Genomic DNA, 19,038 nt, shown 5'->3' with positions numbered 1-19,038 from the left:
GGGCGGCTGGAATGAATCGGCAAGTCAACTTCCGGCCTGTACGGCCCGGTTCTGTATTGTCGGATTTTGCCTGCTTCGTTCAGATTTCATGCCGGAAATTCACGGCTGAGCCCCGCGCTACCGACTCCTTCGTGACCGGTTCCTTCGCGATCGGCCCCGCCGGCGGACATCCGGAAGCCGCCAGCGGCAGCAGGCGCAGTCAGGACCGCGCCCACCGGGCCGGGACGGCAGCCCCGCGCCAGCCGGTGCCGGGGCACCGTCACCCCGGGCACACAGCAGGGGAGATCGTGCGCTGATGACCATTGACCACGACAGTGTGCCGCGTGCGGGGGGTCCTCTCTCCGGCCCCCGCCGGCCCGCCACCGGGCTGCTCGACCGGCCGGCGGGAGCGGCACAGCCCGGGGTGGTCCCCTCGCCGCGCCGGCCCCGCGGGGCGGTCCGCTCCCGGCTCGCCCTGTCGCTCGCCCTGGTCCAGGCCGACATCATCGCGCTGTGCTCCGCCGGCGGCATCGCCAACCGCGCCGTCGACCCGACCGCCCCGCTCGACCCACTGCTCGGCGTCCCCGCCGTCCTGCCCCTGCTGCTCCTGCTCAACCTGTCCGGCGGCCTCTACCGCTCCCGGCTCACCCTGTCCGTCCTGGACGAACTGCCCGCCCTCACCGCCCGCGCCGTGGTCGCCACCGCCTTCGCCGTCACCCTGTCCGGCTGTCTCGGCGACCGCTGGCCCGACTGCGGCCCGGCCAGCCCCGCCCGGCTCACCGTCCTGCTCGGCGCCCAGCTGCTGATCGTCGCCGTCGGCCGCGCCGTCCTCTACCACCTGGTCCGGCGGGTCCGCCGCAGCCGCCCCACCCCCGTCCTGGTGGTCGGCGCCGGACGGCTCGGCCGCCGGGTCGCCACCGCCCTGCGCGAGCACGGCGAGTACGGGATGCGCCCGGTCGGCTACCTCGACGCCGACCCGCCGCTGCTGCCCGGCGACACCGACCTGCCCGTCCTCGGCGGCCGCGAGGCACTGGAGCGCGAGGTGCGCCGGCACGGCGTCCAGCACGTGATCGCCACCGCCGACGAGGCCGAGACCGCCGCCACCCTGCGCGACGCCGCCGGGCTCGGCTGCCAGGTCTGGCTGGTGCCCGCGCTGCGCGAGTACGGCTCGCTGCCCACCACCCCGGTCACCGGAGGCGACCACCTGTGGGGCTTCCCCTGCCTGCGGGTCGGCCGCCCCGCGCGGCGCCGCCCCGGCTGGGCCGCCAAGCGCGCCCTGGACGTCACCGCCGCCGCGTTCGGCCTGCTGCTGCTCGCCCCCGTCCTGGTGCTCTGCGCGCTCGCCGTCCGCTTCGACACCGGCCCCGGCGTGCTCTTCCGCCAGCAGCGCACCGGCCTGGACGGCAGGGTCTTCACCGTCCTCAAGTTCCGCACCCTGCGCCCGAGCGACGAGCACGAGTCCGCCACCCTCTGGAACATCTCCCAGGACCACCGGATGGGCGCCGTCGGCCGGCTGCTGCGCAAGAGCTCGCTGGACGAGCTGCCCCAGCTGTGGAACGTCCTGCGCGGCGACATGAGCCTGGTCGGCCCGCGCCCCGAACGGCCGTACTTCGTCATGAGGTTCGGCCAGGCCTACCCCGAGTACGCCGACCGTCACCGCGTCCCGGTCGGCCTCACCGGCCTGGCCCAGGTCAACGGCCTGCGCGGGGACACCTCCATCGAGGACCGGGCCCGCTTCGACAACCGCTACATCGAGAGCTGGAGCCTCTGGCAGGACGTCAAGATCCTGTGCCGCACCGCGGTCCTGATGCTCCACCCGGACGGGAGCTGACCGCGCGTGGCCCTGACCGTCCCCGCCCTCCACCGCCCGGCCTTACGCGGGGCCCTGCCCGCGCTCGCGCGGCGCACCAGCCCGCTGGCCGCGGTCACCGTCCTGCTGGTCTGCGTGCCCACCGGGGACAAGGACGTCGCCGCCGCCGTCCACGTCACCGCCGCCGACCTCGCCTCACTGGCCCTGGTCGCCCTCACCGCGCTCGACCTGCTGCGCGGACGCCTGCCCGTCATCAGCCGCACCACCTGCGCGCTGTTCGGCGCGATCGTGGTCGCCGCCGCCGTCGCCACCGTCGGCTCGATCGACCCGGCCGCGAGCGTCACCGGTTTCGTCCGCCTCACCCAGGTGTTCGTCCTGGTCCCCGCCGCCGTCCTCTGCTCGCTGCGCGACCGCACCGACCAGCGCCTGGTCCTCGGCTCCTTCGTGCTCGCCGCACTGATCCAGGGCGTGGTCGGCGCGAAGCAGTACCTCACCCACACCGGGGCCTCCTACACCGGCCAGCCGATCCGGGCCGTCGGCACGTTCGGCGCCCTCGACATCATGGCGATGTCCAGCGTGGTCAGCTACGGGCTGCTCGCCGCCCTCGCGCTCGGCCTCGGCGAGCGCGGACCGGGCGGCGACGCCCGGCTGCGCCGCGCGATGTTCGCCGCCGCCGCCTTCCTCGTCTTCCCGCTGGCCGTCTCCTTCAGCCGCGGCAGCTGGATCGCCACCGGCCTCGCCGCCACCGTGCTGCTGCTGCGCGCCGACGCCCGGCTGCTGGTGCGCGGCGCGGTCCTCGGCCTGGCCGCCGCGGTCGTCCTGGTCGGCGGCCTCGGCCTCGGCGGCTCCGGCGTCACCAAGCGGCTCAGCTCGATCGGCTCCGTCTCCGCGGCCCCCGACCAGTCCGTCTCCGACCGGTACGACCTGTGGTCCACCGCCGGACGGATCTGGCAGGACCACCCCGTGCACGGAGCCGGGCCGAAGGCCTTCCAGCAGCTGCGCGACAGCCACGCCCCGCTGCGGCTGTCCTCCGGCAGCGACACTGCCGACTCCACCATCGGCTTCCAGCGCGAACCGCTGCTCTCCCCGCACGACATGTACTTCCTGGTGCTCAGCGAGCAGGGCCTGATCGGCATCACCGCCTACGCCGCGCTCTTCCTCACCCTGCTGATCGGCTGCCTGCGCCACCGCCGGGGCCCCGGGCTCGCCGCCCTCGCCCTGCTCACCTGGGTGCTGGTCGACTTCCTGTACGCCGACATCGGCGGCGCCACCACCGTGCTGACCTCCGTCGTCCTCGGCCTCGCCGCCCGCGCGGCCGCCCACCCACCCGTTCCTCCCGCCACCGGGCCGACGAGCACCGGGCCGACGACCACCGGGCCGACGACCACCGGGCCGACGACCACCGGAGCGGCACGGTGACCACCGACCAGCCCGCCACCGTCGCCTCCTCGCTCCCGGCCCCCCGCGCCACCCCCGGCGACGGCCCGTCCGCCGAACCCGCCCCGGCCTCCCGACGCGGCTTCGTCGCCAAGGCCTTCGGCGTCACCGCCGTCCTCAGCGCCGCCGGTTCCGGCCTCGGCCTGCTGCGAGACCTCCTGCTGGCCCGGTACTTCGGCGCCAACCAGGGCACCGACGCCTTCCTGGTCGCCTGGACCGTCCCCGAGACGGCCGCACCGCTGCTGATCGAGGACGCCATGTCCTTCCTCATGGTGCCCGCCTTCGCCCTCGCCCTGGTGCTGCGCGAGGAGAACCCGGACGCCCCCGACCCGGTCCGCCAGCTGGTCCGCGCCACCCTGCCGTGGCTGCTGATCGCGCTCAGCGGCCTCGCCCTGGTCACCGCCCTGTGCGCCCCGGAACTGGTCGACCTGCTCGCCCCCGGCCTCACCGACCCCGGCCTGGCCGTCACCTGCACCCGGATCACCGCGGTCACCGTGCTGCCCTTCGGCGTGGCCGGCTACCTGGCCGCCGCGCTGCGCGCCCACCACCGCTTCACCGCCCCGGCCGGCATCTACGTCGCCTACAACCTCGGCATCCTCGCCGTCCTGCTCGGCCTCCACTCCTGCCTCGGCGTGCGCTCCGCCGCCCTCGGCGTCGCGGCCGGCAGCCTGCTGATGGCCGGTCTGCTGGTCGGCCCCTTCCTGCGCCGCCTGCGCCAGGGCCGGCGCGACACCGGCCGCGGCCGCCGTTCGCACCGGGCCCTGGTGCTGATGCCGCTCGCCCTGCTGCCGGTGGCCGCCTTCACCCTCACCCGCCAGTCCCAGGTCTTCGCCGAGCGCTACCTCGGCTCGGCGCTGCCGCCCGGCACCATCTCGCACCTCAACTACGCCGCCAAGGTCTCCCAGCTCGCCATGACGGCGGGCATCCTGATCTGCACCGTCACCTTCCCGCTGGTCGCCCGGGCGCTCGCCGCCGGGGACCTCACCGCCGCCCGCGACCGGGTGGAGAAGGACCTCGGCCAGGCGGTGGCCGTCGTCCTGCTCGGCACCGCCTTCCTGATGGCCTGCGCCCCCCCGGTGGTCTCGCTGCTGTTCGAACGCGGTGCCTTCGGCCCGCACGACACCGCCGCCACCGCGGACGTCATCCGGGTGTACAGCGTGGGCCTGCCCGCCCAGGCGCTGATCGGCGTGATGATCCGCCCCTACTTCTCGCTGTGCCCGGTGGTCCGCCGGGCCGACGACCCGGGCACCGGGGACGGCCGCCGCCGGCTGCTGGACTGGTACCCGGCCGCCGCGATGGTGCTCGGCCTCGGCGTCACCGTCGCCACCGGACTGCTCGCCACGCCCCGCTTCGGTGCCCTGGGGCTGGCCGCCGGCAACGCGGCCGGCATCACCGCCGCCGCCGCACTGCTGCTGCACGGCCTGGTGCTGCGCGGCATCCCGCTGCGGCTGCGCCGGGTGCTCGGCGGCCACGTCCGGCTGGTGATCGCCGCCGCCGGGGCCGCCGCGCTCGGCGCGGCCGTCGCCGGGCCGACCGCCGACCCCCTGCTCGCGACCCTCCTCGGAGGCCTCACCGTCGCGCTGGCCTTCGCGGCCCTCGGCGCCGGGCTCGGCGCCCGCGAGGTGCGCGGCCCGGTCCTGGCCGTCGCCCGGGCCCTGGGGTCCGTCCGGAACCCGTCAACCGCCGCCGAAGAAGGGAAACGTCCCCATGGACGATGAACCGGGCACCGTCCGTTCGGCCCGGGCGAGCACCGGCACCGCGCCGCCGCACCGGCCACGGCTGCCCAGGAGCCGCCGGCCGGCCGGCGAACCGCCGCTCCCCGGCACCGCCTCGCCGTGGATCCTGATGTACCACTCGGTGGCGTTCGAGAAGGAGGACCCGTACCGGCTCGCCGTCAGTCCCGAGCGGTTCGCCGAACAGATCGCCTGGCTGCACCGGTGCGGCCGGCGCGGCGTCTCCGTCCGCGAGCTGATGCGGGCCCGCGCCCTCGGCCGGGACGACGGACTGGTCGGCCTCACCTTCGACGACGGCTACGCCGACGTCGCCCGCCACGCGGTGCCGATCCTCCGGGCGTACGGCTTCACCGCCACCGCGTACGTGGTCGCCGACCTGCTCGGCCGGGACAACGACTGGGACGCCGAGGGTCCGCGCAAGAAGCTGCTCACCGTCCGGGAGGTCACCGAACTCGCCGCCGCCGGCTGGGAGATCGGCTCGCACGGCCTCGGCCACCGGGCGCTGCCCGGCCTGCCGGCCGAGGTGCTCGCCGTCCAGGCCCGGGAGAGCCGGCGCCTGCTGGAGGAGGTCGTCGGCAGCCCGGTCACCGGCTTCTGCTACCCGTACGGCGCCGTCGACCTGCCCGCCACCCTGGCCGTGCGCGACGCCGGGTACGACCACGCCTGCGCCATCGCGCACTCCCCGCTCACCGGCCGCTTCGCCCTGCCCCGCTGCTACGTCGGCGACCGTGACGGCGCCTGGCGGCTGCGCGCCAAGCGGGGCCGGCACCGGCTGCGCGATGCCGTGACCGAGCTGCGCCACGGCCGTCGGGAGCCCCGGTCATGAGGGTGCTGCACATCGTCACCGGGCTCGCCGCCGGCGGTGCCGAGCGTCAACTCCAGTTGCTGCTGCGGCACCTGCCGGAACACCAGCAGTGCGAGGTGCTCACCCTGACCAACCCGGGCGCGGTCGCCGCCGCGCTGCGCGCCGACGGCGTCACCGTCCACCACCTCGGCATGCGCGGCAACCGGGACCTCGGCTCGCTGCCCCGGCTGGTCCGGCTGGTCCGGGCCGGGCGCTACGACCTGGTGCACACCCACCTCTACCGGGCGCAGTTGTACGGCCGGCTGGCCGCCCGGCTGGCCGGGGTGCGCGCGGTGGTCTCCACCGAGCACTCGCTGCACGCCGGGGTGATCGAGGGCCGCCCGGTCACCCGGGGCGTCAAGGGCCTCTACCTGGCGGCCGAACGGCTCGGCAGCACCACCGTCGCGGTCTCCCGGCAGGTCGCCCAGACCCTGCGTTCCTGGGGCGTCCCGGCGGCCCGGATCGAGCTGATCCCGAACGGCATCGACGCCTCCCGCTACCTCCTCCCGCCCGCCGAACGGGTCGCCGCCCGCCGCCGGGTGCGGGCCGAACTCGGTCTGCCACAGGGGAGTTGGGTGGTCGGCGGGGTGGGCCGGCTGGTTCCCGGCAAGCGCTTCGAGGTGCTGGTCGAGGCGCTGGCCGAGCTCGACCCGGCCACTCGGCTGGTGCTGGTCGGCGAGGGCCCGGAGCGCGCCGCGCTGGAGCGCCGGGCCGACGAACTCGGCGTGCGGCAGCGGCTGGTGCTGGCCGGTGAGCGCGACGACGTGCCCGAAGTGCTGGCCGCCCTGGACGTGCTGGCCGCCCCCTCCACCGCGGAGACCTTCGGCCTCGGCGTCCTGGAGGGCCTCGCGGCCGGGCTGCCGGTGCGGCACAGCGCCTGCCCGGCGCTCGACGAACTGCCGCCCAGCGCCGCCCCGCAGGCCCGCCGCATCCCCTCCGAGCCGGCCGCCTACACCGCCGCGCTGCGCGACCTGCGGCCGCTCAGCGAACACATCGACGACCCGCTGCCGCACCCGCCGGCCGTCGGCCACTACGACATCGCCCGGGTCGCCGCCGACCTGGGCGCCCTCTACGACCGGCTGGCCCGCGTCTGACCGCCCGCCACCGCCGGAACCGCCGTACCAGACCCAAGGAGCAAGAACCCATGACCACACCGCGCCGAAGCGCCCGCCGCCTGGTCCGCCGCTGGTGGCCGGTGGTGCTCGCGGTTCCGCTGGGCGCCGCGGCCGGCGCCGGGTACGCCGTCGTCTCGCACCCGTCGTACGCCGCCAACGCCTACGTCCTGGTGGTCGCGCAGAACCCCGGGGAGGCCACGATCGCGACCAGCTTCGCCCAGGCGTACGGTCGGCTGGCCGGCCAGCCGCAGGTGCTCGCGGTCGCGGCCGCGGAGACCGGCCACACCCGCTCCGACCTGGCGTCCCTGGTGCACGGGACGACCTCCCCGGACGCCCCGATGATCGAGATCACCGGCACCGGGCAGCGCCCCCAGGAGGCCGCCCGGACCGCCGACGCGGTGGCCCGCTCGCTGGTCGCCTTCGCCAACACCAGCAGCAAGGACACCAACGTCCGGCTGGTGACGCTGTCCCCGGCCGCCGCGCCGGACAAGCCGACCACGCCCTCCGGGAAGCTGGACGTCGCGGTCGGCGGCGCGGCCGGGCTGCTGGTGGGCGCCCTGGTGATGATGACCCGCCGCCGGGGCGGTACCGGGACGCCGGAGGCGGTCGGGAGCGCCGCGATGCCGCGGGTGCTGCGGGCCGCGCGGGCCATGCGGGCGTCGCAGGCGGCGCGGACGCCGCAGGCCGCGCCGGCGGCCGAGGCTCCCGCCGCTCCCGCGCCGGCGGCCGTCCCGGCGACGCCCCGCCCGCGCCGCGAGGAACCGGCCGAGGCCAAGAGCGCGCCCAAGCCCGAGCCTGAGCCCAAGCCCGAGTCCGAGCTCAAGTCCGAGCTCAAGTCCGAGCTCAAGTCCGAGCCCGAGGCCACGGCCGAGCCGCCGAAGAGCGAGGGCGCGAAGAAGGGGAGGACCGTGAAGGCGAGAAGCCCGAAGGCCGAGAAGAAGACCGACGTGAAGACCGACAGGCAGCCCGGCGCCGAAGCCGCGGCGGCGGCGGCGGAGCGGCCCCAGGCCCAGGACCGGACCCCGGCCGTCGAGGCACAGCCCCCCGCCGCCGAGCAGTCGGCCCCCGCCGTCCAGGTCAAGGCCCCGGCCGGGAGTGGCCGATGAGCACCGAGACCCGCAGAAGCAGCCTGCCCGCCCAGGCGGCGGCGCCGGCCTGGACCACCGAGCTGCGCCGCGAGGACGACGCCCTGGACGCCCTCGCCGAGGAGTGGGACGACCTGGCCGCCCGCTGCCGGACCGCCACCTTCTTCCAGGCCGCCGACTGGCAGCGCTCCTGGTGGCGCCACTACGGCCGCCCCGGCAGCCTGCTCGTGGTGCTGGTCCGCCGGGACGGCCGGCTGGTCGGCGCGGGCGCCTTCGTGCGCCGAGGCGGCCTGTTCGGGGGCCTGACCGGCCTCGGCGGCGGGCTGGTCGACTACACCGACGTCCTGCTCGACGACGAGCACGCCGACCGGGCCGCCGCCGAACTCGCCGCCGCGCTCCCGCTCACCCGCCCCTGGCACTGGCTGGAGCTGCGCGAGGTGCACCCCGAGGCGGCGGTGCAGCGGGTGTACGCCCAGTGGCGCGGCAGCCGCCGCCGTTACCGGGACTCGCTCTGCCAGTACCTGCCGGCCGTCCCGATGGACCGGCTGCTCAAGCGGGTGCCCGGCAAGACCGCCCAGCGCAGCCGGGTGAAGCTCCGCAAGATCGCCGAGGCCGGGGTCACGGTCCGCGCCACCCCGGCGGCCGAGGTGCCGCAGGCGCTGGAGGGGCTGCTGCGGCTGCACTTCCAGCAGTGGCAGGCGCGCGGCGTCACGCCCGAGCACCGCACCGAGCGGTTCGCCCGCCACCTGACCGAGTCCACCACCGGACTGGTCGCCTCCGGCAGGGCCGCCGTCCACCAGTTCCACCTGGACGGTGAGCTGGTCGCGGTGAACCTGCTGCTGCTCTGCCCGTCCTTCGGCGGGCTCTACATGTACGGGGCGCACCCGGTGCTGCGCGAGCGGCTGGACATCGCCGGACTGCTGTTCAGCGCGGCGCTGGACGAGACGGTCGGCGTGGGCGTCCCGCTGCTCGGCCTGCTGCGCGGTCAGGAGCCGTACAAGCAGCGCTGGCGGCCGGACCAGCTGGCCAACGAGCGGCTGCTGCTCGGCCCGGCGGGGGCGGCGCCGGCGGCCGCCGCCCGGGCCGGGCTGGTGCGCGCCCGGCAGGCGGCGGCGCACCAGCTGCGCACCCGCTTCCCCCGGCTCAAGGAAGCGCTGCTGGCCCGCCGCCGCAGCTGACCGCTCAGTGCCGGGCGTGTACCGCGCCCGTCGGCCGACCCGTCGGCTTGCCCTTCGCCGGGCGGGCCGACGGGTGCGGCGTCTTGCCGGCTGCGCCGCCCCCGGGCACGGCGGGCGCGGACGGCACGGCGGGGGAGTCCGGAGGGCTGGGCGGGCCCGGCACCGTGGGCACCGCCGGTGCCGCCGGGGTGGCGGGCGCGGCCGGTGCCTCCGCCGGTGCCGGGGCGGGCGCCCCCTTCGAACCGGACATCAGCTGCTTGAACCTCGTCGCCGAGCGCGGATTGCGGTCGCACTGGAAGAAGCCGTGCGGACAGTAGTCGGTGACGGTCTGGTAGGCGGTGTCGTGGGTGCGGATCCAGTCGACCATCCGCTGCACGTACTCCGGGTTGTCGCCGTTGCGGAACAGCCCCCACTCCGGGTACGAGACCGGCTTGCCGCGCTTGGCGGCGAACTCCACCTGGTCCTGGAGGCCGTACGGCTCGCGCACGTAGTCGTCGAAGGTGGCGCCGGCGGGCTGGTCGTAGCTGTCCATGCCGATGATGTCGACCACGTCGTCGCCCGGGTAGCACTTGGTCCACGGCACGGCGTCCAGGCCCCGGCTGGGGGCGAAGTCGAAGCGGAACCGCTGCCCGGGCACCGAGCGCATCACCCCGACGATCCGCCGCCAGTACGTCTTCCAGGCGGACGGGTCGGGCTTGCAGCGGTGGGTGTAGGTGGTGCCGTTCATCTCCCAGCCGAGGGTGAGCACGGTGTCCGCGCCGCCCAGTGCGACCAGCCGGCGCGCGAGCTTGAGGAAGTGCCCGTCGAAGTCCCCGCGCGCCCCCTGGGCGAGCAGTTCGGCGACCTCGCCGTCCGGCACCTTGGCCTCGTTGGGCACCAGCATCGGCACGCCGAGCACCAGCAGCCGGGACGGATCGGCCTGCCGCCACTGCGACCAGAGGCCGAGCACCATCGGCTCGCCCTCGATGTCGCTCCAGCCGTTGCCCGCCAGATAGGTGTGGCCGACCTGCATGTTCGCGTCGCCCAGCCACTGCGCGTACCGGCCGATCTGCGGGATGTAGTCGTCCCAGGAACCGACGAAGGCGCCGAACGGCGGCTCGTGGTTCGGCCGCTGGACCGGCGGGCGGGGGGCCGCGCCGCGGGGCTCGACGGCCTCCGAGGAGAGGGCGGTGTGCCGTTCGGTCTGGCTGAACGGCGTCCCGGCCGGGACGCTGGCCGTGGCCATCAGCAGCAGGGTGGCGGCGGCCAGCGTCAGGCGGCCGATTCGCATGGTGCTCTCCTCCGGACGTCGCGTGGGCGGGGCGCACGGTCTCGGCGTGGACGGACCGTGGCGCCCCGCTCGCCGACAGTAGGCCCGAAGGGGGACGAAAAAGCCGAATGTCACCCTAAAGTGGGCGCCAATCGAACGCCGTCTGCCGCAACGGCCGGCAACCCACCGTCATGTATCAGCTCTGTAACGGTCCCGTCGGGCCCCCGCGGCCCGCTCCGGAACGCCCCGCGCAGCGGCCGGAGCCCCGACGGCGCAGGTGGGCGGGCGGACGTGCGGGGAGGGCGCGCGGGACCGGACGGACGCCCGCCCGGGCGTGGCGGCGGCGGAACCGGGCTGACTCGCGTGCCCGGTGAAAGGTACGCTCCGGCCGTGTCCTGGAAGCCGCTGCGTGTACTGACCCCCCGCTCGATCCTGCCTGCCTCGGCGGTGATGCTGGTCCTTGCGGCCGGAGCGGCGGCGCACGCGAACAAGCCGGTGCCGTTCGGCGACCGGGTCGCGGGACCGGGCGACGCGGGGGCGACGCCGGTGAACTCCGAGTCGCTCAGTTCGGCCGACCTCGACCTGCGGGTGGGCCCCGGCCTGGAGGCCTTCCACAAGCAGACCGGCGAGCAGGCCTGGTCCTACCGCCGCGAGGGCGCCGAGGCGCTGTACCTGGCGATGGCTGGCGACAACGCGATCGTGGTCTGGGACGACGGCATGGTCACCTCGGTGCGCCCCGGCGACCACGAGGTGCGCTGGCACCGCGCGGTGCCCGGCCTGGCCGACTGGCTGCGCGGGGACGGCGAGCCCGGCGCCGACAAGCGGACCGACGCCCAGCGCAAGGCGCTCGCCAAGCAGCGGGCCGCGGCCGCGCTGCACACCGTCCAGCGGGACGGCTCGCCCTGGCTGGCCCTGGTCACCCCGAACCTGACCATGGGCCTGCGCGACGCCGACGGCGACCTGCGCTACAACGACAAGCCCTCCGGCGGCTGCGTCTACGACCCGCTGCGCGCCGTCCACACCGACTACGCCGTGCTGATCCCGCGCACCTGCACCAACAGCGCCGGACAGGCCGTCTCCGGCGGCATCACCGGCTACCGGCTGGACAGCAACGGCTGGGCGACGAGCACCGGTCCGACCGCCACGGTCAAGGTGCTGGACCGCAGCCGGGTGGAGATCACCGACGGCCCGATCGTCCCGCCCAGGGTGTTCGACACCAAGGCGGCCGCGCCCGAGACGCCCTGCGGCAGCGTGGACGCGCCGTTCGCGGCGGTCCGTCCGCAGGGCGGCTGCGCGGCGGACCCGGTCGCGGGCGACCCGGCGGCCACCGGCACCGCTCCGGGCGACCCCGCGGCCACCGGAGCGCCCGCGGGGGACCAGCCGACCGCGCAGCCGCGGTAGCGCGGACGGCCCGCGGCCGCGGCCCGCGGTCGGCGGCCGTCGGCCCGGGAACCGGCGGGCGGTGGGCCACCGAATACCCCCGGCCGGTACTCCACCGGGGGCGGCACGGGGCCCGGTAGACTTGCCGCCATGGCTATTTTCTCCGGGCAATAGCGGGCGGCGGCGCCACGAGGGCCGCGCCGACCGTCGATGAAGTCCCCCTCACGCCAACCCGGCCCCGGGTCCGTCCCACCCGGCCGCCCGCCCACGTCCCAGGAGCAGCTCCCAGCCATGATTTCCGCCAACGCCCTCGAACTGCGTGCCGGTGCCCGGATCCTGATCGAGTCCGCGAGCTTCAAGGTCGCCGCCGGTGACCGGATCGGTCTGGTCGGCCGCAACGGCGCCGGCAAGACCACGCTCACCAAGGTCCTGGCCGGCGAGGGCCTGCCCGCCGCCGGAACCGTCACCCGTTCGGGAGAGGTCGGCTACCTCCCGCAGGACCCCCGCACCGGTGACCTGGACGTCCTCGCCAAGGACCGCATCCTCTCCGCCCGCGGCCTCGACACCGTGCTGAAGAAGATGCGCGAGAACGAGGACCGGATGGCCAACGGCAAGGGCGCCACCCGGGACAACGCGATGAAGAAGTACGCCCGGCTGGAGACGGAGTTCCTCACCAAGGGCGGGTACGCCGCCGAGGCCGAGGCCGCCACCATCGCCGCCGCGCTGGGCCTGCCGGACCGCATCCTCGGCCAGCCGCTGCACACCCTCTCCGGTGGCCAGCGCCGCCGCGTCGAGCTCGCCCGGATCCTCTTCTCGGACTCCGACGTGCTGCTGCTCGACGAGCCCACCAACCACCTGGACGCGGACTCGATCGTCTGGCTGCGGGACTTCCTGAAGACCTACAAGGGCGGCTTCATCGTCATCTCGCACGACGTCGACCTGGTCGAGACGGTCGTCAACAAGGTCTTCTACCTGGACGCCAACCGCTCGGCCATCGACGTCTACAACATGGGCTGGAAGCAGTACCAGCAGCAGCGCGAGGACGACGAGAAGCGCCGCAAGCGCGAGCGGGCCAACGCCGAGAAGAAGGCCGCGACCCTGAACGCCCAGGCCGACAAGATGCGCGCCAAGGCGACCAAGACGGTGGCCGCGCAGAACATGGCCCGCCGCGCCGACAAGCTGCTCTCCGGCCTGGAGCAGGTCCGGGCGAACGACAAGGTCGCCAAGCTGCGCTTCCCGGACCCGGCCCCCTGCGGCAAGACCCCGCTGACCGCCAGCGGCCTGTCCAAGTCCTACGGCTCGCTGGAGATCTTCACCGACGTCGACCTGGCGATCGACCGGGGCTCCCGGGTCGTCGTGCTGGGCTTCAACGGTGCCGGCAAGACCACCCTGCTGCGGATGCTGGCCGGGGTCGAGGCGCCGGACACCGGTGAGGTCATCCCGGGCCACGGCCTGAAGATCGGCTACTACGCCCAGGAGCACGAGACGCTCGACCCCGAGCGCACCGTCCTGGAGAACATGCGCTCGGCCGCGCCGGACACCGACCTGGTGCAGATCCGCAAGATCCTCGGCTCCTTCCTGTTCTCCGGCGACGACGTCGACAAGCCGGCCGGGGTGCTCTCCGGTGGTGAGAAGACCCGTCTGGCGCTGGCCACCCTGGTGGTCTCCTCCGCCAACGTGCTGCTGCTCGACGAGCCCACCAACAACCTCGACCCGGCCAGCCGCGAGGAGATCCTGGGCGCGCTGCGCGAGTTCTCCGGTGCGGTCGTGCTGGTCACCCACGACGAGGGCGCGGTCGAGGCGCTCGACCCGGAGCGGATCATCCTGCTGCCGGACGGCGTGGAGGACCTCTGGAACCCGTCGTACGCCGATCTGGTCTCCTTGGCCTGACCGGAAGTAGACGCGAGATCCGCTTTTCGGATGAGAATATCTAGTCCTTTCGGCGTGTCCGGGAATGAAGTAGACCCGGATTCCGTTTAAGGACTTTCCGTCGGCCCGCCACTCGATCGTGGTCGGGCCGACGCTGCTGATCAGCCTTTTCTCGGCGAACGGCCGGATTCGCCCGGGGGCGTGCACTCTGTGTGAGCGCCCTGATGCGCTCGGATCACCACCGACGGACCACGCATTTCCGACATCGACCTTGTCGAATGGGTGGCCAGGAGGCGGTGGATGGGTGATCATGGGAATCTGACCGAGCAACGCTACGAGGAGGCACGGGTGGCCGAGACTCTGAAAAAGGGCAGCCGGGTGACCGGTGCCGCGCGTGAGAAGCTCGCGGCCGATCTCAAGAAGAAGTACGACTCCGGGGCGAGCATTCGCGCTCTCGCGGAGGAGACCGGTCGTTCGTACGGCTTCGTGCACCGGATGCTGAGCGAGTCCGGAGTCATTCTCCGGGGCCGCGGCGGTGCCACGCGGGGCAAGAACAAGGCGACTGCCGGGGCCGGTTCCTGACGGTTCGTCGGCCATTGGCCGGATGACGCGGCGGCAGGGTGCCGGCCGAGGAGACGACAGCTGACCCTCAGCTGGGTGTCCGCCCTCGGATCGTGCGGGCCGGCCGCCGATCGTCATGTCCGGGTGCGGCCGGCCCCCGTTTCTCGACTGCGCGCGTTCCCCTTGCGCTCTTCGCCCCGCCCCGCCTTCGCGCCTCGACGGCTTCGCGGAGCCTCGTGGGGCGCCGTGCGGCTCGTCGATCTTTCCCGGTCCGGGCCCCTGCCCTCGTGCGTCGAGTTTTGTTACTCTCCGGTAGCCAAGTCCCTCGCCACCGGAGGTCCCCGCATGACCGCTCCCGCCACCGACCCGCAGGCCCCGAGCTGGGAGCGGGACGGCGTCCGTCTGGAGATCGAAGGCGAGCTCGCCGTCGTCACCCTGTGCCAGCCCAAGCGGCGCAACGCCCAGTCGCCCGCGCTCTGGCGCGCCCTCGCCGACGCCGGCCGCGAGCTGCCCGGCAGCGTCCGGGTGGTGCTGCTGCGCGCGGAGGGGGTCTCCTTCTCCGCCGGGCTGGACCGGGCCATGTTCACCCCCGAGGGCATCCCGGGCGAGCCCACCTTCCTCCAGCTCGCCGCCTCCACCGACCGGGAGCTGGACGACGCCATCGCCTCGTACCAGGAGGCCTTCACCTGGTGGCGCCGCCCGGACCTGATCTCCATCGCGGTGGTGCAGGGCCACGCCGTCGGCGCGGGCTTCCAGCTGGCCCTCGGCTGCGACCTGCGGGTGGTCGCCGAGGACGTCCAATTCGCGATGAAGGAGACCTCGCTGGGCCTCGTTCCGGACCTGGCCGGCACCAAGCCGCTCACCGAACTCGTCGGCTACGCGCGGGCGCTGGAGATCTGCGCCACCGGCCGCTGGGTGGGGGCCGAGGAGGCCGCCGCGATCGGGCTGGCCAACCTCGCGGTGCCGGGCGAGGAGCTGGACGCGGCCGCCCGCGACCTCGCGGCGGCCCTGCTGGCCGCTCCGCGCGGTGCGGTGATCGAGACCAAGGCCCTGCTGCAGGGGGCCGCCGGGCGCTCCTTCGACGAGCAGCGTTCGGCCGAACGGGCGGCGCAGGCCCGCCGGCTGCGGGAGCTCGCCGGGATCGGCGACTGACCGTACGGTGACGACGCAGGGCCCGGCTCCGGGGATCTCCCCGGGACCGGGCCCTTTCTCCTGCGCGGGGCAGGGGGGCCCTCGCGCGCGGCGGGGCCAGGGCGGGTGCGAGGGCGGGCCGCCGGCGCTCGGCGGGCGGGGATCGTGGCGAAATGCCAGAGTTGGGGAGGTTTGCGATATAGCTGGAGCCGTACGACGGGAGAAGCGCCCATGCCTGACACTCCGACGCCCGCGACCATGCACAAGCACCCCGGTAGCGGCAGCGCCCCGACCCCCGGCCCGCCGGGTGCCGGCGGTGGTGGCAAGCCGGTGGCGGAGCGCGGCCGCACCGCGCTGGCCGTCGGCGTGGTGGAGAAGATCGCCGGGATGGCGGCCCGAGAGGTCGCCGGAATCCACGCGCTCGGCTCCGGGCTCGCCCGCACCTTCGGCGCGATGCGGGACCGGGTGCCCGGCGGAAAGCCCAGCGTCGGGCGGGGCATCAAGGCGGAGGTCGGCGAGAAGCAGACCGCGATCGACATCGCCCTGGTGGTCGAGTACGGCGTGGTCATTCCCGAACTGGCCCGCCAGGTGCGGGAGAACATCGTCGGCGCGGTCGAACGGATGACCGGCCTGGAGGTCGTCGAGGTCAACATCGCCGTCAACGACGTCCACCTCCCGGACGAACCGGAGTTCGAGGAGGAAGAGGAACCGGTGGCGGCGTCCGGGCAGCGGCCGAAGCTCAAGTAGCGCCTTCGGCGGCAGGCCGGCGCCGGGGCCCGACGGAGTAGCGGGAAACGAGGGAGAAGCGGATGAACCTGGCCATCGTCGGCCTGGTGGTGGGTATGGCCCTCGGCTTCGCCGGGTACTTCGGCGGGTTCGCGGCCTTCCTGCTGGTGGCCGTGCTCGGGCTGGTCGGCTTCGTGATCGGTCGCCTGCTGGAGGGCGACATCGAGCTGGGCGACCTCGGGGATCTGCTCCGCGGTCGCGACCGGCGCCGCTGATGGCGGGGTCCGCGTCGGTTCCGGTCTCCCGTTCGGGGGCGGGATCGGGCTCCGGGGCCGGCACCGGTTCCGGCTCGGCGCCCGGGCGCCGGGGGCGGCTTCGGGTCGCCGACCGGGTGTACGAGAGGATCGCGGCCCGGGCCGCCCGGGAGGTGCTGGCCGAGGCCTGGCCCGCCGGGCGGGCGAAGGGGGCGCCGCCGCAGGTCTCGGTGACGGTACCGGGGAGCACGGTGAGGGTCCGGGTGGCGCTCGAGCTGCCGTTTCCCTCGGACGTCGCGGTGCTGGCCGGGGCGGTGCGGGCGCGGATCGCCGAGCGGGTGGCGGGGCTGACCGGGGTCAGGGTCTCGGAAGTGGTCGTCGTGGTCGAGAAGTTGGTGACGGGAGGCACGCCGTGACCGCGGAGGCTCCCGGGGCGGAGGAGGTGCGGGGGGCGGCGTCGGAGGTCCGGCCGGGGAAGGTGAGGCGGCTGCGGGCGCCCCGTACGGCCGCGGCGGTGTTGGTGGCGACAGGGGTGCTGGTGGTGGCGGGGGCGCTGTTGTACGACGTGGTCGCGGTGCGGGCGGGGCAGCCGGCCCGGCGCTGGCGGGCGCAGATCGCCGACGAGCTGGCGAGGCGTCACCTCGACGACCCGGCGGTCCTGGTGGGGGCCGGTGCGGCGGCCCTGCTCGGCGGGTGGCTGCTGTGGCTGGCCATCGCCCCGGGGCTGCGGAGGTGGCTCGTCCTGCGGCCGTACGGGGGGACGACCGCGGCCGTCGACCGGGCCGGGATCGGGCATCTGCTGACGGACCGGGCGGCCGGGCTGGACGGGATCGACCACCTGCGGATCCGGGTCGGGCGGCGTCGGGTCCGGATCTCCTTGGCGGGGGTGGCGGAACCGGCCCTGGTGGAGCGCCAGCTGCGGGACGAGCTGGAGCGGGTGGGGCTGGGGCGGCCGATGCGGCTGGACGTGCGGACGGCGCGGGGAGCGCGCGGGGCCGCGGAGGTGGTGGAGGAGGAGCCGGGCGGGGGGCCGGACCCGGGTCCCGGGACGGCCGGTCGTGAGGGGGCGGCGGGGTGAGGCGGACCGTCGTCAACCGGGTGCTGCTGGGAGTGGTCGGAGCGGTGCTGCTGGGGGTCGGGGTGCTGGTGCTGGCGGGCGGGCTCGACCTGTACCGGCGGCTGGGTGTGCACCCGCCGCAGTGGTGGCCGTTCACCTCGCCCGACCGGCCGGTGGTGAGCGCGGGTACGCGGGAGCGGTGGGTGGCGTCGGCGTGGTGGTGGCCGACGGTGATCGGCGGGCTGACCCTGCTGGTGGCGGGGATGGCGTGGTTGCTGGTGGCGCAGCTGAGGCGCACCGGGCTGTCGAGCATCGCGGTGCCGACGCCGGGGGCGAGCGGGCTTCGACTGCGGGTCGGTGCGCGGGCGCTGGAGGAGGCGCTGGAGAACCGGACGGTGGTGCTGCCGGAGGTCGAGCGGGCCGGGGTGCGGCTGGTGCGGGCGCCGAGGCATCCGCGGCTGCGCGGGGCGGTGCGGTTGCGGCCGGGCGGGGACCCGGCCGCGCTGGTGGAGCACTTCGAGGACGGGCCCCGGGCGGAGGCGTGCGGGAGCCTGCGGCTGGCGGAGCTGCCGGCCGATCTGCGGATCCGGGTCCTCCAGGCGGCCCCCGCCGAGCCGCGGCACGGGCGGCGGGGGCGGCGCCGGCGGCGGCCGTCGCGGGTGGAGTAGCCCCGGGTGGAGTGGCCCCGGGGCCGTGGATCGGGTCCGGGGTCAGAGGGTGCGGAGGGCGCCGCCGTCGACGGGGACCATGATGCCGGTGAGGTAGGAGGCGGCGGGGGAGAGCAGGAACGCGGCGACCTTGCCGAACTCCTCGGGGGTGCCGTAGCGGCCCAGCGGGATGGCGGCGCTGGCCTGGGCGCGGGCGGCGTCGGGATCGGAGGCGAGGCCGTCGAGCTCGCGGACCCGGTCGGTGTCGATCCGGGCCGGGAGCAGGCCGAGCACGCGGATGCCGCGGGGGCCGAGCTCGTCGGCGAGGGCCTTGGCGGCCATGGCGAGCCCGGGACGCAGGCCGTTGGAGATGCCCAGACCGGGAATCGGCTGGCGGACCGAGCTGGAGAGCACGAAGGCGATCACACCGCCGTCGGAGAGCGCGGCGGCGGTGGCGCGGGCGAGCCGGAGGGCACCGAGGAAGACCGACTCGAAGGCGTCGCGCCACGCCTCCTCGGGGGTGGCCTCGACGGAGCCGGCCCGGGGGCCGCCGACGCTGATCAGGATGCCGTCGAGACGACCGAACTGGTTCCGGGCCTCGGCGATGAGGCGCTCGGGGGTGTCGGGGTCGGCGTTGTCGGCGACGAGGCCCCGGGCGGTGCCGAGGGTTTCGAGTTCGGCCACGGCGGTGTCGACGGCCTCTCGGGTGCGGCCGCTGATGAGCACACGGGCACCGTCGGCGGCGAGTTCGCGGGCGCCGGCGAGGCCGAGGCCCCGGGTGGCGCCGGTGACGATGTAGGCCTTGTCTTTCAGTCCGAGATCCATGGGGACATCTTGCCCGGTGGGGGTGGGGACGTGGTGGGGGTGGGGTCGCGGGGGGGGGGGGGGGCCGGCCCCCCCCCCCCCCCCCCGCCGCCGGCGGTTAGGGCCCGGGCGAGGTTTATCAAGTATTGGGACGAGACGGGGGCGGGGGTTTGGCCGGC

General features: G+C 75.1%; 18 protein-coding genes. 16 read left to right on the top strand and 2 right to left on the bottom strand.

Annotation, left to right across the window (positions count from 1 at the left end):
- Positions 1–295: 295 nt before the first annotated feature.
- From ABZ449_RS24565 to ABZ449_RS24535, 7 genes are read left to right on the top strand one after another with little or no spacing between them, the layout of a single operon-like run.
- Positions 296–1,810: a sugar transferase gene (locus tag ABZ449_RS24565; protein ID WP_360349592.1), complete on the top strand. Its 1,515-nt coding sequence runs from the start codon at positions 296–298 to the stop codon at positions 1,808–1,810.
- A gap of 6 nt (positions 1,811–1,816) precedes the next feature.
- Positions 1,817–3,208, top strand: a complete 1,392-nt coding sequence (locus tag ABZ449_RS24560) for an O-antigen ligase family protein (protein ID WP_360349589.1) — start codon at positions 1,817–1,819, stop codon at positions 3,206–3,208.
- The gene (locus ABZ449_RS24555) at positions 3,205–4,944 is read left to right on the top strand and encodes a lipid II flippase MurJ (RefSeq protein ID WP_360349587.1); all 1,740 of its coding nucleotides are present in this window, start codon (positions 3,205–3,207) and stop codon (positions 4,942–4,944) included. Before ABZ449_RS24560 ends, ABZ449_RS24555 begins: the two co-directional genes overlap by 4 nt.
- Positions 4,934–5,785 (top strand): polysaccharide deacetylase family protein, encoded by an 852-nt coding sequence (locus tag ABZ449_RS24550; RefSeq protein WP_360349584.1) that lies wholly within the window; start codon positions 4,934–4,936, stop codon positions 5,783–5,785. Before ABZ449_RS24555 ends, ABZ449_RS24550 begins: the two co-directional genes overlap by 11 nt.
- Positions 5,782–6,897 (top strand): glycosyltransferase, encoded by a 1,116-nt coding sequence (locus tag ABZ449_RS24545; RefSeq protein WP_360349581.1) that lies wholly within the window; start codon positions 5,782–5,784, stop codon positions 6,895–6,897. Before ABZ449_RS24550 ends, ABZ449_RS24545 begins: the two co-directional genes overlap by 4 nt.
- A 50-nt stretch (positions 6,898–6,947) precedes the next feature.
- A complete protein-coding gene (locus ABZ449_RS24540) occupies positions 6,948–8,024 on the top strand; it encodes a Wzz/FepE/Etk N-terminal domain-containing protein (RefSeq protein WP_360349578.1) in 1,077 nt (358 codons plus the stop codon).
- Positions 8,021–9,181: a GNAT family N-acetyltransferase gene (locus tag ABZ449_RS24535; RefSeq protein WP_360349575.1), complete on the top strand. Its 1,161-nt coding sequence runs from the start codon at positions 8,021–8,023 to the stop codon at positions 9,179–9,181. Before ABZ449_RS24540 ends, ABZ449_RS24535 begins: the two co-directional genes overlap by 4 nt.
- A gap of 4 nt (positions 9,182–9,185) precedes the next feature.
- On the opposite strand, the gene ABZ449_RS24530 is transcribed toward ABZ449_RS24535, so the two are convergent.
- On the bottom strand, positions 9,186–10,451 hold the full coding sequence (locus tag ABZ449_RS24530) for a glycosyl hydrolase (RefSeq protein ID WP_360349572.1): 1,266 nt from the start codon (positions 10,449–10,451) through the stop codon (positions 9,186–9,188).
- A 369-nt stretch (positions 10,452–10,820) separates the two neighbouring features.
- Between ABZ449_RS24530 and ABZ449_RS24525 the strand changes: the two genes are divergently transcribed.
- The 9 genes from ABZ449_RS24525 (at position 10,821) to ABZ449_RS24485 (ending at position 18,076) form a co-directional block, all read left to right on the top strand.
- The gene (locus ABZ449_RS24525) at positions 10,821–11,831 is read left to right on the top strand and encodes a hypothetical protein (protein ID WP_360349569.1); all 1,011 of its coding nucleotides are present in this window, start codon (positions 10,821–10,823) and stop codon (positions 11,829–11,831) included.
- A gap of 270 nt (positions 11,832–12,101) precedes the next feature.
- The gene (locus ABZ449_RS24520; RefSeq protein ID WP_360349566.1) at positions 12,102–13,700 is read left to right on the top strand and encodes an ABC-F family ATP-binding cassette domain-containing protein; all 1,599 of its coding nucleotides are present in this window, start codon (positions 12,102–12,104) and stop codon (positions 13,698–13,700) included.
- Between the two features lie 327 nt (positions 13,701–14,027).
- Positions 14,028–14,261 carry a helix-turn-helix domain-containing protein gene (locus tag ABZ449_RS24515; protein WP_030059940.1) on the top strand — a complete coding sequence of 78 codons (234 nt, stop codon included), beginning with the start codon at positions 14,028–14,030 and terminating at the stop codon, positions 14,259–14,261.
- Between the two features lie 324 nt (positions 14,262–14,585).
- Positions 14,586–15,392 carry an enoyl-CoA hydratase/isomerase family protein gene (locus ABZ449_RS24510; protein WP_360349563.1) on the top strand — a complete coding sequence of 269 codons (807 nt, stop codon included), beginning with the start codon at positions 14,586–14,588 and terminating at the stop codon, positions 15,390–15,392.
- Between the two features lie 237 nt (positions 15,393–15,629).
- Positions 15,630–16,118 carry an Asp23/Gls24 family envelope stress response protein gene (locus ABZ449_RS24505; RefSeq protein WP_360349699.1) on the top strand — a complete coding sequence of 163 codons (489 nt, stop codon included), beginning with the start codon at positions 15,630–15,632 and terminating at the stop codon, positions 16,116–16,118.
- Positions 16,119–16,180: 62 nt separating this feature from the next.
- Positions 16,181–16,372, top strand: a complete 192-nt coding sequence (locus ABZ449_RS24500; protein WP_359903317.1) for a hypothetical protein — start codon at positions 16,181–16,183, stop codon at positions 16,370–16,372.
- A 116-nt stretch (positions 16,373–16,488) separates the two neighbouring features.
- Positions 16,489–16,767, top strand: a complete 279-nt coding sequence (locus ABZ449_RS24495; RefSeq protein WP_360349560.1) for a hypothetical protein — start codon at positions 16,489–16,491, stop codon at positions 16,765–16,767.
- 98 nt (positions 16,768–16,865) lie between these two features.
- Positions 16,866–17,429, top strand: a complete 564-nt coding sequence (locus ABZ449_RS24490) for a DUF6286 domain-containing protein (RefSeq protein WP_360349558.1) — start codon at positions 16,866–16,868, stop codon at positions 17,427–17,429.
- Positions 17,426–18,076 (top strand): alkaline shock response membrane anchor protein AmaP, encoded by a 651-nt coding sequence (locus tag ABZ449_RS24485; protein ID WP_360349555.1) that lies wholly within the window; start codon positions 17,426–17,428, stop codon positions 18,074–18,076. The genes ABZ449_RS24490 and ABZ449_RS24485 overlap by 4 nt, the downstream gene beginning before the upstream one ends.
- A 42-nt stretch (positions 18,077–18,118) precedes the next feature.
- On the opposite strand, the gene ABZ449_RS24480 is transcribed toward ABZ449_RS24485, so the two are convergent.
- Positions 18,119–18,880, bottom strand: coding sequence for an SDR family oxidoreductase (locus ABZ449_RS24480; protein ID WP_360349552.1), 762 nt, complete (start codon positions 18,878–18,880; stop codon positions 18,119–18,121).
- Positions 18,881–19,038: the final 158 nt, after the last annotated feature.

Origin of the sequence: Kitasatospora sp. NPDC005856 (genome assembly GCF_040629945.1) — a bacterium.
In the GTDB taxonomy this organism is placed as follows: Bacteria; Actinomycetota; Actinomycetes; order Streptomycetales; family Streptomycetaceae; genus Kitasatospora.
The sequence above is the reverse complement of the archived record's forward strand: the minus strand, read 5'-3'. Positions and strand labels throughout refer to the sequence as shown.